The organism is Pseudoalteromonas sp. (genome assembly GCF_041629635.1).
Taxonomy (GTDB): Bacteria; Pseudomonadota; Gammaproteobacteria; order Enterobacterales; family Alteromonadaceae; genus Pseudoalteromonas.
Genome location: NZ_JBFKMX010000101.1, coordinates 1 through 13660, shown reverse-complemented (window position 1 = coordinate 13660; position 13660 = coordinate 1). Strand labels below are relative to the sequence as shown.

General features: G+C 38.8%; 17 protein-coding genes. 10 read left to right on the top strand and 7 right to left on the bottom strand.

Annotated features, from left to right (window positions below; translation table 11 throughout):
• The 4 genes from ABYD77_RS13680 to ABYD77_RS13665 form a co-directional block, all read left to right on the top strand.
• Positions 1-980, top strand: a 980-nt coding sequence (locus ABYD77_RS13680; RefSeq protein WP_372770685.1) for a PLP-dependent aminotransferase family protein, incomplete at its 5' end; no start/stop codon positions are given.
• Between the two features lie 91 nt (positions 981-1071).
• Positions 1072-2556: a glutamate--tRNA ligase gene (gltX, locus tag ABYD77_RS13675; RefSeq protein WP_372770684.1), complete on the top strand. Its 1485-nt coding sequence runs from the start codon at positions 1072-1074 to the stop codon at positions 2554-2556.
• Positions 2557-2699: 143 nt separating this feature from the next.
• Positions 2700-3341, top strand: coding sequence for an outer membrane protein (locus tag ABYD77_RS13670; protein WP_372770683.1), 642 nt, complete (start codon positions 2700-2702; stop codon positions 3339-3341).
• A gap of 88 nt (positions 3342-3429) precedes the next feature.
• Complete coding sequence (locus ABYD77_RS13665; protein WP_372770682.1) at positions 3430-4131, top strand: DUF3581 family protein; 702 nt, start codon at positions 3430-3432, stop codon at positions 4129-4131.
• A 26-nt stretch (positions 4132-4157) separates the two neighbouring features.
• Here ABYD77_RS13665 and ABYD77_RS13660 read toward each other — a convergent pair whose 3' ends face one another.
• From ABYD77_RS13660 to ABYD77_RS13640, 5 genes are all read right to left on the bottom strand, one after another.
• Positions 4158-4676, bottom strand: a complete 519-nt coding sequence (locus ABYD77_RS13660) for a hypothetical protein (protein WP_372770681.1) — start codon at positions 4674-4676, stop codon at positions 4158-4160.
• The gene (locus ABYD77_RS13655; RefSeq protein ID WP_372770680.1) at positions 4673-5767 is read right to left on the bottom strand and encodes a hypothetical protein; all 1095 of its coding nucleotides are present in this window, start codon (positions 5765-5767) and stop codon (positions 4673-4675) included. Before ABYD77_RS13655 ends, ABYD77_RS13660 begins: the two co-directional genes overlap by 4 nt.
• The gene (locus ABYD77_RS13650; RefSeq protein ID WP_372770679.1) at positions 5768-6790 is read right to left on the bottom strand and encodes a phospholipase; all 1023 of its coding nucleotides are present in this window, start codon (positions 6788-6790) and stop codon (positions 5768-5770) included.
• 127 nt (positions 6791-6917) lie between these two features.
• A complete protein-coding gene (locus tag ABYD77_RS13645) occupies positions 6918-7088 on the bottom strand; it encodes a hypothetical protein (RefSeq protein ID WP_372770678.1) in 171 nt (56 codons plus the stop codon).
• A 256-nt stretch (positions 7089-7344) separates the two neighbouring features.
• Entirely contained in the window at positions 7345-7530 is a 186-nt protein-coding gene (locus tag ABYD77_RS13640) for a hypothetical protein (protein WP_372770677.1), read from the bottom strand.
• Between the two features lie 228 nt (positions 7531-7758).
• Here ABYD77_RS13640 and ABYD77_RS13635 point away from each other — a divergent pair, with 228 nt between their 5' ends.
• The 6 genes from ABYD77_RS13635 to ABYD77_RS13610 all read left to right on the top strand — a co-directional run bounded on the left by ABYD77_RS13635 (position 7759) and on the right by ABYD77_RS13610 (position 12090).
• Positions 7759-8265, top strand: a complete 507-nt coding sequence (locus tag ABYD77_RS13635; RefSeq protein ID WP_372770676.1) for a DUF3087 domain-containing protein — start codon at positions 7759-7761, stop codon at positions 8263-8265.
• A 167-nt stretch (positions 8266-8432) separates the two neighbouring features.
• Positions 8433-8807, top strand: coding sequence for a type IV pilin protein (locus tag ABYD77_RS13630; protein ID WP_372770675.1), 375 nt, complete (start codon positions 8433-8435; stop codon positions 8805-8807).
• A gap of 8 nt (positions 8808-8815) precedes the next feature.
• Complete coding sequence (locus tag ABYD77_RS13625; RefSeq protein WP_372770674.1) at positions 8816-9256, top strand: GspH/FimT family pseudopilin; 441 nt, start codon at positions 8816-8818, stop codon at positions 9254-9256.
• Entirely contained in the window at positions 9240-9629 is a 390-nt protein-coding gene (locus tag ABYD77_RS13620) for a prepilin-type N-terminal cleavage/methylation domain-containing protein (protein WP_372770673.1), read from the top strand. The genes ABYD77_RS13625 and ABYD77_RS13620 overlap by 17 nt, the downstream gene beginning before the upstream one ends.
• Positions 9626-10138 (top strand): PilW family protein, encoded by a 513-nt coding sequence (locus ABYD77_RS13615; RefSeq protein ID WP_372770672.1) that lies wholly within the window; start codon positions 9626-9628, stop codon positions 10136-10138. The genes ABYD77_RS13620 and ABYD77_RS13615 overlap by 4 nt, the downstream gene beginning before the upstream one ends.
• Positions 10138-12090 (top strand): hypothetical protein, encoded by a 1953-nt coding sequence (locus ABYD77_RS13610; RefSeq protein ID WP_372770671.1) that lies wholly within the window; start codon positions 10138-10140, stop codon positions 12088-12090. Before ABYD77_RS13615 ends, ABYD77_RS13610 begins: the two co-directional genes overlap by 1 nt.
• Before the next feature lie 174 nt (positions 12091-12264).
• On the opposite strand, the gene ABYD77_RS13605 is transcribed toward ABYD77_RS13610, so the two are convergent.
• Together ABYD77_RS13605 and ABYD77_RS13600 are read right to left on the bottom strand one after the other, a co-directional pair.
• Complete coding sequence (locus tag ABYD77_RS13605; RefSeq protein ID WP_372770670.1) at positions 12265-12657, bottom strand: MmcQ/YjbR family DNA-binding protein; 393 nt, start codon at positions 12655-12657, stop codon at positions 12265-12267.
• A 115-nt stretch (positions 12658-12772) separates the two neighbouring features.
• On the bottom strand, positions 12773-13660 hold an 888-nt coding region (locus ABYD77_RS13600), incomplete at its 5' end, for a VWA domain-containing protein (protein ID WP_372770669.1).

The window sequence follows — 13660 nt, the reverse complement described above, 5'->3', positions numbered from 1 at the left end:
TCAATGGCAGCGATGAACTACAAGGTACTTTTAAAGCTTGGTTAAACGATAAAGGTTTGCAAATTGGCAAGCAGGAACTGATTTTTTGCCAAGGTGCTCAGCAAGCGATTTACAGTGTGCTTGCTGCATTGTGCCAACCTGGTGATACGGTGCTTCACGAGGAAATGTGTTATCCGGGTTTTTATCAAGCATGCGATTCACTCGGTTTAAATACAAAACCGATTGAGCTTATGCCTGAAGGCATCGATTTAACTGCGCTTGAGGCCTACTGTAAGTTACATTCAGTCAAAGCAATTTATATTACGCCAAACTGCCAAAACCCCACCAATATTTGTTATGACCAAGCAACGTTGGATGGGCTGCTTGCACTCAGTCAGCGTTATAACTTTTTCATTCTTGAAGATGACGTTAACTATTGCTTACCTGAAAACTGGCGTTTACCACTTTGGCAAACTGCCAACGACAGGGTGTTTTATATAGGTAGCTTTTCAAAATACTTTGCTGGTGGCTTACGGGCAGGATACTTAATAGCGCCATTTTTGTGGCAACAAGCAGCACTAAAGCAAATTCATAGTCAGTGTTGGTCGGTATCAATGATGAATTTTGAGTTGTTAGCACTTGCACTAAATGATGATGAATTTAAACGCAACCAATTGCAGCTCGCAGATGAAGTAAGAGCGCGCATCAACTTACTGCGAGCGCTTTTTGAGAAACATGGCTTAGCGGCGGTGTTTTCGGGCTTAAATGTGTATTTACCACTGCCGGAGCATATCAATATGTTCTCATTGGCAAATCAATTAAAAGCCAATCGAGTTATTGTGCGAACGGTGGATGTATTCACACGCAATGGCAACGCGAATTGCAACGCACTTAGGTTTACTTTAGGCGGGCCAAGTTCACGACAAGCATTCGAGCTTGGCCTTGCCCGTGTTGATCAAGTACTAAGGCATCGTGATGGTGGGATAGAGGTGGTAATTTAACTTAAAAAAGTGTGGGAATGACTTCGAAAAACAGCCGTGGTGTGCTATCTTTTCGCCAATTTTATCGCTATCGATTTATAAGAGACATTTGATGACAATTCGTACACGTGTTGCACCGTCACCAACCGGTGATCCGCATTTAGGAACGGCCTATATTGCACTATTTAACTACTGCTTTGCGAAACAGCAAGGTGGTGAATTTGTACTGCGTATTGAAGATACAGACCAAGTGCGTAGCACGCGTGAATCAGAACAAGCGATTATGGACAGCCTTAAGTGGTTAGGTCTTAATTGGGATCACGGTCCTGATGTGGGCGGCGAGTTTGGCCCTTACCGTCAGTCTGAGCGTTCTGATATGTACAAAAAGTTTGCTCACCAATTAGTTGATGAAGGTAAAGCCTTTTACTGTTTTGCCACAGCTGAAGAGCTTGACCAAATGCGTGAAGAGCAGATGGCAGAAGGTCTTCGTCCTAAGTATGACGGCCGTGGATTAAACTTGTCTGAAGACGAAATTAAAGCAAACCTTGAAGCCGGTAAGCCTTACGTTATCCGTATGAAAATTCCTGCTGAAGGTTCTTTTAAGTTTAACGATTACCTACGTGGCGAGATTGAAATCCCGTGGGAAAACGTAGATATGCAGGTGCTTTTAAAAGCTGACGGTTTCCCAACCTATTTCTTAGCGAATGTGGTAGATGATCACCATATGGAAATTAGCCATATTTTCCGCGGTGAAGAGTGGATTAACTCAGCGCCTAAGTTATTAAAACTTTATGAAGATTTTGGCTGGCAGCCGCCGGTATTGGGTCACTTACCACTATTGCGTAACCCTGATAAGTCAAAATTATCTAAGCGTAAAAACCCAACATCGATTAATTACTATAAAGAGATGGGCTTTTTACCTGAAGCATTGCTTAACTACCTTGGCCGCATGGGTTGGTCAATGCCAGATGAGCGTGAAAAGTTCACGCTTGATGAAATGATTGAACACTTTGATATGAAGCGTGTATCACTAGGTGGTCCAATCTTCGATATCGACAAGCTTAACTGGTTAAACGGTTTATGGATCCGCGAAAACTTATCAGACGAAGAGTTAATGGCGCGTTTCTTTGACTGGAAGTTTAACCCTGAGTTACTTGCTAAAGTATTGCCGCAGGCAAAAACACGTATTAATACGTTATCTGACTTAGTTGATTTAGCAGGTCACTTTGTTGCGGGGACACCAGAATATGATCCTGCATTATTAACTTCTGGCAAAGTAGAAGAAGATGTGGTGCGTGAAGCATTGCAAATTTTCATCTGGGAATTAGAAGCGCTGCGTACTTGGGAAAAATCAGAGATTTTTGCCATTGCTAAAGCGGTTGCAACGCACTTTGATCTAAAGATTAAAGACTTCTTAGAGCCAATTTTTGTTGCTATCACCGGTAAAACATCGTCTACATCGGTTGTTGATGCAATGGAAATACTTGGTTCAGATATGTCGCGTGCACGTTTACGTGTGGCACTTAACCATGTTGGTGTGTCGAAGAAACAAGCGAAGAAATTAGAAAAAGCCTATAAAGAGTATCAAGCGCAATAATCCTTACTTGTTAACTCACTTTCAAAAAGCCAGCATCTTGCTGGCTTTTTACATTTTATTACTATCAATCTGTAGGCGTTTTACTTATTTTAGGTACTATATATCCGGTTTTGATTTTTCATGTAAATACAAAAGGATATATTATGAAGCATATTTCTTTTTTGGCTCTTTTTCTCGCACTGCTATTTCCTATTTCCACCTTGGCAAATAATCAGAGTCAAGGACAATATTTTATTAATTTTGGTCTTGCTTCTAACTATTATAACTACAACACTAAGGATGCAAGAGACGAACTAGATCAAAACTTACAAGATTTGTTAGATGAATATGATTTAAATGGCGACGATGCCGATATTGTTAATGCAAGTATCGGTTTGGGTTACTATCTGACAAATGATTTAGCGGTACGCGCAAACTATACCTATGGCATTGAGCTGGATTGGTTAGACTTTTGCTTTTTTGATTGTAAAAACAATGTTTACCATGACAGCGATGCGAGCATTCTCACTTTAGATGGTATCTATCACTTTTATTCAGTAAATGACAAGCTTTCATTTTACGGTTTAGCAGGCCTTGCAGTTACTCATGTAACGACCAAGCTTTCTTATTGGAGAGATAATCAGCGAGAAGTGATTACTCGAGAAAATTCAACAAATTACGGTGCCAATTTAGGGGTTGGTGTGCAATATGATTTTGCTAAAAACTGGGGGCTAAAAGCGGGCTATAGTCACCATACCTTCTTATCAATGGATAAATATTACTTGAATATGGAGTATCGATTTTAAACGTTATTTTAGCCTTTCAACAGGTATGACCAATTATTCAGGAAAACGCTGATAAAATGCGCGGCCAAGTTAAAATTGAGGTTATTTTATGTTATCTGGTTTCTATCAAGAATCTGAAGGAAAAGTATCGTTTACACGTGATCAGGCAAGCCGATTTGCGAAACTGATTGCTGACGATTACAACCCGCTTCACGATATTGATGCAAAGCGTTTTTGTGTGCCAGGTGATTTACTTTTCTCAATGGTGTTAAACAAGTACGGTGTAAGTGAAAAAATGCACTTTACTTTTGCTGGTATGGTTGATGAGAAAGTATCACTTACTTTCCCTGAAGCTGAAAGTGATATTGCATTAACACAAGATGATAAAGTGTACTTATCGGTAAATCGTGAAGGTGAGACTTCAACTTGTGAAGAGTTGACCCAAAGTTTAATTAAAAACTATGTTGAGTTTTCAGGTAAAACCTTTCCTCATGTAATTATTCCTTTAATGGGTGAACAAGAGGTGATGATTAATCCTGCACGCCCTATGGTGATGTACGAATCAATGTCGATTGAGTTTTCTAACCTTGACGTTAAACAACCTGTGTTAGAGTTTGTGACGCCTGAATTTGAATTGTCAGGAAAGCGTGGAAAAATCACGCTACCATTTGTTTTTAAAGATGGCGACAAAGTTATAGGCAAAGGCGAAAAGAATATGTTGGTTTCGGGCATTCGCGAGTATTGTCAAAAAACAGTTGATGAATTAATTGCCTATTACAATCAACGTAAAATTGATTTAAAACCGGCTTAAAAATTGATACGGAAAAAGGCGAGCATTTAGCTCGCCTTTTTTAGTTCTTCTTCCAAGGCTTGGCTTAGTTGTTCAAGTGCTTTTATTTTTTCTTTAGCAAATTCGATTTGTGTTTGATCAATTTTTTCTTCTAACCCTCTAGCAAGCCAACTATTAAGCAACTTAACCTTTTCTTTCGCTGCCTGAATATAGGCTGTTTTAAGAGCGACTTCTTGTTCACTTTCATACGCTAAGTAAGCGTCATGTTCATCTAAATCACCGGTAAATGTTGTCTCTAGTTTAGTTGGTGATATCGGCGGAATATCAACCTTAACATGTGTTTTCACTGGGCTGATTAATGTGGTTTTTGATCTGCTGTTAAAGGTTGGTACTGGTGTTTGTGCTTCGATGGATTGTATTTTTGCTGCGGGTTTTTCATTTGAAATCTCGGCGTTTGGGGCATTAATCGCAGTATAAGTATTTGGGCCCATTGGCAAATTGCTAAACCAACTAAGCGCGATAATTAAACCTATAATTATGCTAGCTAACAGTAATTTTAATTTCATAATTGGCCGCCTTTTAGCCATTGATTTTTAGTATTGGCATACTGTTTTTTAGCCAATGTTGCTGCAAGCGAGGTTTTCGCCTGATAAACAACGGTTTCACTGTTTTCAGGATAGTAATCATATTTTTTATCAAATACTTGAATGATCACCCACAGGTTTTTAGGTGTGCGTAAAAGTGTAGGGCCTTGTTTTATAGATAAATTGAATGCGGCTTGATTAACAAAATTAGTGTTAAGTGCTTGACGTTTTATAACTGCTTTTTTGCTATTAAGCTGTTGTGGCAGCTCGTTATTTTTATAGGCGTTTTGTGCAGATTCTTGCGAGCTAAAGGAAAGCGATGCGGCTGTTACTTCTGAGCTGTAGCGAAATTGCTGTTTATTTTGTTTGTAGTAATTAGCTATTTCTGACGATGTTATCTGCTGTTTCAAATTGTCGAGGTAAGGGCTTTCATTATGCATACTGGCTTTTACACCGAGGTAAGAGAGCAGTGCTGGTGTGATAGCCTGACTTGTACTGAGTGACTCGAGCACCTGCCAGCGAATATTTGGGTTCTCATGCTGTTGCTTTACGGTTTGGTAATGTGTTTCTACTTTTACAAATTCAGTTAGTTGCTTTACGTCCCCTTGGTGCAAGTTAAAGCGTGCTTGCATCGATGCATCATTATAAGCATCTGCCAATGTGTAGCCTTCAGTTAAAGGCTGAGTTAACTTAGCTAAAATTTGCCTTGTTGCGATGCCATTATTAGGATAGTTACCAAGTAGCTGTTTTAGTTCAGTGCTTGTAAGAGCGGTGTTTGGCACTGAAACTTGAGTATTTTCATTACTTAATAAGCTGATCATATAGCGTTTTTTATGATAGTTAGTGCTAAAGCCGACACTTGCAACACGCTCCAGTAATGTTGGTGCTTTTTGTTTAGCAAGGGCAAGGTGAAAGTACAGGGTTTCAAGCCTTTGTTGTGTTTGACTTAGTGTTAATTGCTCGCCTTGCTTTACATAAAACTGGTTCATAAAAGCAATTTCTTCGTTATTAAATTGCACATTAGCGTGTGCAAAGCACGCTAAAAGCGTGCTTAATAATACTAAAAACTTCATTTATAGCTGTACCACGGCATGATTAAGTAAATGAACTACCATAGCAATGGCATGTGGGATCACAACTTGCCCGGTATTTACGCGGTCGTAGTGATCTTTTGAGTTAAGTACAATGCCACCATGAGAATATGAAAGTGCACCACCTTGAGTAAGAATAGGGCGAATATCTTGCTGGTTTGCATCAAGTGTTGCGTAGTATTCAAGTGCTTTGCTGACTTTACTAAAATCGTTTAGCTGCTCTTTGTCGTAGTAATCTTTTACCCACGATTCCCAACCAGAGTGATTTAATGCAGATGTTACCCAAGTGTGATGTGGTTGTAGTAAATCAGTGGTATGAAATACAAATCCTAGAATCTGTGGGTTTTTGCTTTCGACAAACTTTTGAAACCAGTATTGACCCAAATGATCAATTGGTTGGAACGGCATTTCTTCAAAGTCATCATACATGTTGTAGTGTGAGTGGCCATCAATGCGGTAGTTTGCTTCAGTGATACCATAGCTATTGTATTTCGTTGAGTCAGAACCAAACCAACCTGTTTCGCCACCGCGGCCATCGTCCAAGTAATCGCCTTTTAACCAAGTGGCGGCTAAATTATCAATGTCACCCCATACTGTAAGTTTTTGGTAGTTATAACCGCCAAAGTCATTGCCGTGTTGGTCAGGGCCTTGGGTATGGTTTTGAAAGTGCCAGTAGCTAGTGTACTTTACAATGCTTTCTGCAGCGCCCCAAATAGGTGCTTGTACGCAAGAGCCTGTGATTGCGCCACAAAAGAATGTATCTTCAAAATCATCAACGTCGTAAGCAGCTTGCCCTAGCAGATTTGCTAACTGAGTTACCGTTAGATTAAGCTGTGACGCCCAGTTCGCTAATTTTGCGTATTCTGTGGAATTAGGGTTTTGCTGCATATAATTCACAGCATCAATCACAATACGTTTATGTGTTTCTTGTGAGAATGCATTAGCTTGTTGGCTGACTGCAGCAAGCGAGCTTGCCAGAAGTAGCGAGGTGAGTTTGATGTTCATATTTACCTTTATTTTTGTTGTTAATAAAGGTACTAAACTAAGTGGTTATTTTTACAGTCAATTTACATTTATGTGAAGTATTTACTCTAATTGTGAATATAAAAAAACCGCGATGTACGCGGTTTTTTTATTTTTGGCTTGTTAGCCAGCTAAGGAATTGACGAGCGTCGCTCTTATTTTCGAAATCAACGCTTTGATTGCCTGATTTATCTTCGAAAGTCACCTTGCTTTTGTTGATGGATGCAAAGTCCACAGGCAATGCCACATGGATTTTGGATCCTTGATATAAATAGTCCATTTTTTGACTCTCTAATCTATGTGTTTAGGGTAAACACAGGTTTAACATGTGCAGTCACTGGATCAGGGTAACCGCGATTTCCATTAACTTAATACAGAGTTATGACGTTTTAATGACGTTAAAGTTCATTTTAATAATGCTGTATTTTCAAAGTGATTTACCACTATAGTGTTTTATAAAATGTAACAGTAAGGACATTTGTCCTCAAAAGGGGTGTTTCACCGCCACCGATTATTTTTGATAACTATAAACGCGATTATTTCCCTGTTTTACACATTTCATTTTCAATGCCCGCTATTATTCCATCTGTAGCTAAAGTGATATCAGCCACTACAATGTTGTGTGCCATTATAGTGGTTGGCAGTTTTCCAACATGTTTGAATTTAATATTAATTTCACTCCGGTCTTTTGAGGAACTTAGTACTTTTTGATTGAATTGCATATATCGTTATCTTCAATTGTTAAAGAGCATGAACCATTGCCCTTGCCGACAGGTAACTGTAACTCAAGAGACAAATGCAAATTTAATTAAGTTTTTCTTATTTATACCTTTATGGTATTCACTCGCATGATTTTGATTTAAGAGTTCGGTTGCAAGTTTTTTATCGGTTTAAATGGTAAAATCAATGCAAATTTTAGCTAGGATATTTATTTGTAAAGGGTTTTCGAAATGAAGTTAAAAGAGATCAATAAAGCACGCTATCGCAATCATTTAAACAAAGTAATAGCGGCTTGCATTGGGGCTTTGGTTTTAGGGAGCTTAGGCATTGCTCAAACCTTAATTGCTTTTTTCCCAAGCGTTAAAGGTAGCCACTTTCATTGGAATCTTTTGGGGGTTGTAGTGACTTCTTTGGTTATAGGTTGTGTACTTAAAAAGTATAAAAACCATGGATTTATGTATGAAGTAACTTATGTGTGGGAATTAAAAAAGCAACTTAATTACATCACAAGAAAAATGCGGAAGCTAAAAACTGCAGTTGAAGAGGGAGATGTAGTTGCAATGCAAATCATCAATTATTCATATGCAGGTTCACGTCAACTATGGCAGCTGGACGATAATACCATCACAATGGAAGAGCTTAGTATTTGGCAAGCGGAACTTGATGCTAAAGCCCGAAAATTCAATGTAATACTCGACACTGACAAATATCAGCCAAGCAGCTTAGCAGTTTATTGAGCTATTTAATTTTTAATACTTTTTTATTGTTTAATGCTGTAATTATTAATTATGAGACAGAATTAACAATTAGAGTTTTGTCTATTTTTTATGCTTTTCTATACTTTTTACAATAGCAGTGCAAAAGGATTTGCATTTCGAAGCTAAACTTGCAAAAGGTTACAGAAATGCATAAAGACAAAGGCTTTACATTGGTTGAAATTATGATTGTGGTAGCAATCATAGGGATTTTAACAGCTGTTGCGTTACCTGCTTATTCTGAATATGTAAAAGAAAGTCGCAGGGTAGACGCACAACAGTATCTTCTCCAATTGGCCGGAACACTTGAGCGAAATTATACCCGCCTTGGCGAGTATCCGGCAGAAGATGCGATTACCTTTGAAGCATCCGACTATTATGCCTTCACTTATACTCGCGGAAGCGATACCGCATTTGTATTAAGTGCTTCACCTAAGGGGGTTCAAGCCGACGACAAGTGTGGCGCATTATCTGTTAATCAACAAGGCGCTACAACAGCTTCTCTTGATGTATGTTGGCGTTGAGGTGACTTATGAAAAATGGCTACACCTTAATCGAATTAGCAGTGGTGTCCAGTATTATAGGTATTTTAAGTACTGTAGCAATTCCCTCTATGATAACCACGATTAAATCGGATCGACTTGTCGCAACTGCTAATCAACTGACCAGTACCTTTAAGTTTGCTCGAAGTGAAGCGGTAAAAAGAGAAACAGACGTGCAATTAGTTGCTTCAAGTGATGAATGGTTAGTGCAGCTTGATGGTGAAACAGTTATGACATTTAGTAGTAATTACCCCAGCATTACTGTTAAAGGCTTGGCAAATATGACTGTTCGTGCGTCAGGTGAAACTACAAGCATTAACTTAAGCATTGAAGATGGAGATGCCGAAACAGTTGACCGCTGCTTTACGGTTTTAGTTAGTGGTCAAAGCCATTTAACAAAAGGGGGATGCATTAATGAAAGTACACAGTAAACAAAGAGGTTTCTCTTTAGTTGAAGCCATGGTTGCAACTGTGGTCTCTGCAATTGCTTTGTTAAGTTTAGGTGTTGGGCAAGTTAAATCTCTGCAGTACGCTTCGAGCAGTCTAGACTACACACTTTCTTTAATTCAAGCGAATAATGCAGTTGAACAGTCATGGGCAAATTTGTGTGAATTGCAAAATGGTACGCTGACGCTCGAAGATTTGAATGTGGCTCCCCAAACAGATAAATACTTTATTGAGTTTCCCAATGGTTTTAATGTGGATGATTTTGAGATCCTAGTAACTTGGAGTGATGAACGGATGACCGATAACCTTGCAAATAGTGCAGGTTTACAAGTGAAATTACCAAGGGTTTGTTCATGAAAGTATATGCCGGTTTTTCACTTATTGAGTTAATGGTTGCAACAGCTATGTCTATGTTCCTAGTTGCAGGAACTGGGTTTGCCTATATAGGTATATCAGACTCTATCAATCTGTCAAAAAACATTGAAAATACACAAGAGGTTTTACGATATACCTCCGAAGTATTTAGCCGTAGCTTAAAACAAACAATGGTGTCACCTGTTTCAACAGCACCCGATAATATTCGTGTTATCCAAGATAAAGTAGGCGCTGTTGCATGCGATGGCTCAGTGCCTGTAGTAGCACCTTATACTGAATCTTATCGCTTTCAAGCACCAAACCTATTCTGCAATGCCGGAAATGGCGAGGTGATTATTTTGCGGGGCATTGAAAATATGGCGATAGTAATTAATGACGACCTTATCCAAATAACCGTTTTACCTATAGGTTTTCCTATTGCTGATTTACCTAATGGAGTCAGGATTGATATAGCCTTAAGCAGTAAAATTTTACAGGAGGAGACTAATTAATGCGTTATTCTCATCCCAATAATGGCTTTGCCATTTTAAGTGTCATGTTACTAGTCATGATGGCGAGTGTGTTAGTTGCTGGATCATTAAAAGACAACTTTATTCAGGAAAGACTGGCAGGTAATTTTCATAAAAAAATGAACTCTAGGCATACAGCTGAGTTGGGGGTAATCAACATCCGAGAAGAAGTTGAAAACATGATTAATGCTAATCCCTTTATGGATCTTGATGATTTTATCGAGACAGTCACTGCTAATAAAGAAATGTTGTCAAATGTAGGTTTAGTCGATTCCAGCAAGTATAGTAGCGAATTAGCTTCTGTATCAGGTGATACATTTACTTTTAAAACACAGGGAAGTCAGTTTGAAGGGCGCGACACTTTAAGTGCTGTTTTTAAATTTGTTCCGGGAAATATTGTTAGTTACCCAACCCCGTTTGCCACAGGGCTTACTGGTTGCGATGGGGTTGTACTGGGGGGGAGCGGTCAGGCAGATAGCTACGATTCGCGAAGTGGCGCTTACGGTGGTGATAATGTGGGTGATGCCGTAACGGTAAGCACAATTTCTGACACAGGTATTATAAGCATAAAAGGTGGTGCTGATATTCAAGGTGATGTAAAAGCTACTAGCAATGTTGTTTTCGGTGGTTCAGCGTCTATTTCAGGTAATTTAAGCACAAATGGGTATGTCGATATTACCAGTTCTGCAAGCTTTATCGGCGGTGATGTTTCAGCATTAGGCTATGTTGACATTAAAAACTCCATTGTTGGCGGCTCAATCCAAAGTAATAGTTACATCACATTATCGCAAGTTGTGGTTGGTGGAGATGTGATCTCATCACCTGTAACTGGCAGTGCTACCGATCCATCTGATTTAAGTATTACCGGCGAAACAGTTTATGGTGGGGTTTATAGTAAAGGTAATGTTTTCTTAAATAACACAATAATTGATTTTGAAACTACTAGCTTGTCTTTTGGCGTTCAAGCTTATGGTAACTTCATTCAATCTTATGGGCGTGTTGATGGCGGTGTTCGGGTAATTGGCGATGTTAGTTTACCTAAATGGGGAACCACAATTTCAAATGATGATTTAGTTTATGCTGGCACAGGCAGCTTTGTTGAGCACACTGACTATGGGTTGGGGACTTATCACGACACTGAAGAGAATATTTCAGCTTTATTTGACAACATCACACCACTTGAAGAAATTCCTTTTGATGATGGGAGTGGTAACAGTGATGTGCAATGTGACCCACTGAATATCGATAGCCAAATGGCAGACATAAATGAAGACTATGTATCTAATGGTGATTTATTTGTCAGTGGTTCTGGCAGTGGTGATGTATTTGTTATTGGTGAAACAAGCGCTAAATTTACTCGCGATCAAAACTCCACCAGTCAAGGCAGTTTAGCATCTTTAGAAAGTGTTAGAGCTAAATTTTTAAGTCTGGATAGAGATGTCATTATGGTTGATAATGTCTCTGTTAAAGGTCATATAAGAATAGCGCCAAATTCAAATGTTGTTTGGTTTATTAAAGGTGATTTTGAAATGGGTGGCCAATCTACCCTCACTATTCCAGATGGCAGCAGTTTGATGATTATTATACAGGGTAGTTTCACTGTCGGTGCGGGTGGCGAAATATATACCCCAGACGTAGGCTTAACAGAGCCTGATAAATTACCTGTACTTAGTATTTTTAGTGATTACGTTGGCGATGGTGTTGCTATACAGGGAGGAACAGAAGACATTTATGCCGCAATCTATGCACCAAAAACCGACGTGACGGTGACGTCATCGGCTGATTTTATGGGAGCTATTTTAGGTAAAACCGTATCTATTACTGGCAGTGGGGCTTTCCATTATGATGCTTATTTAGGTGAATCTAAAGTAGGGCCAGACCCTAAAGATTCCAGTTCAGGCAAATTCCAGTTCTTAGGCTTTCAGTATTTGTAAGGTACCCTTTATGGTATGTTAAAAAAGCAGAGGTATTCTGCTTTTTTAACGAGTAAATTTAGGTTTTTTTGAACGCGGTTAGTTTTCAAATGTCCGTTTTCTATAATTTTAAGTGCGCTGTACCTTCTAAAAAAACGCTACTGTTGCCTTAAAACGAATTATCATTGTGGTAAATTACATTTGAAGTGCGATTATTTCGCGTTCTTTTTTTGTCATTTTACTGACTACTAATGAATATGAATTATCTATTAAGCGTTCTATTTCCCCTTTTGGCATTGAACCATCCAAAATAATTGTATTCCACAACTTTTTATTCATATGGTAACCAGGGATTACAGCGTCAAATATATCTCTCAGGGCAAGGGCTTCATCTGGATCGCATTTTAAATTAATGCAGTAATGCCCCTTCATTCTACCGTTTGTACCTTTTTCATTTCCGCTGCCCAAGGAGAGGGTTGCAAACATTTTATCTTTTACTTTGAATACATCTACTTGTTCGCCAAAGGGGTGGCTTACGCATGTATAAGGTTTATTTAGAAAATACTCTGTGATGGTGTGGTTATTCATTTGAATTAATTTCCTTATAACATTTAAAAATGATGCAATCTAAGTTAACTTTTTGATGCTTTTGGGGCTTTCAATAGGTTAGTCACTATCCTTGATTCGGGAAAAATAGATAAAATTAATTTAAGCATTTAATTGCTTGGCCAATACCATCTAAGGTTAATGGGTACATTCTTTTTTCCATTATATTTTCAATTATGCCGATTGAGTGATAATAGTGCCAATGCTGCTTAGGCTGAGGGTTTAACCAAACAACATCACTAAAGTGTTGTGTAATACGCTCTAACCATACTTGGCCAGGCTCTTCATTCCAATGTTCTACACTGCCACCAGGGTAACTTATTTCATAGGGACCCATTGTTGCATCACCTACAAAAATCACTTTGTAATCACTCGAAAAGCGATTAATAATACTATAAGTATCAAGCACATTTGTGTATCGTCTTTGATTATCCTGCCAAACATGTTCATATAGACAATTATGGAAGTAAAAAAACTCAAGGTGTTTGAACTCAGAATGTGCCGCACTAAAAAGTTCTTCACAGGTGTGAATATAATCATCCATAGAACCACCAACATCAAAGAACATTAGTACTTTTATGGCATTGTGCCGCTCTGGTTTCATTTTGACATCAAGCATGCCACCTTGTTTTGCTGTAGCACTTATGGTGTTATTTAAATCGAGCTCATCACTTTCGCCACTTCTAGCAAATTTTCTTAATTTTTTCAGTGCGAGTTTCATCGTACGAGAGCTTAGATCAGCGTCTTGATCGAGATTTTTGAATTGGCGTTTGTCCCACACCTTGACCGCGCGGCGCTGACGGTTGCTATCTTGACCAATACGAACTCCCTCTGGGTTGTAACCATACGCACCAAAAGGTGAAGTGCCGCCTGTGCCTACCCATTTATTTCCGCCCGCGTGTTTTTTTTGTTGTTCTTTTAAACGCTCAGCTAATGTTTTCATTAGCTGGTCGAGGCCGCCTAGGGCTTCTATCTTATCTTTTTC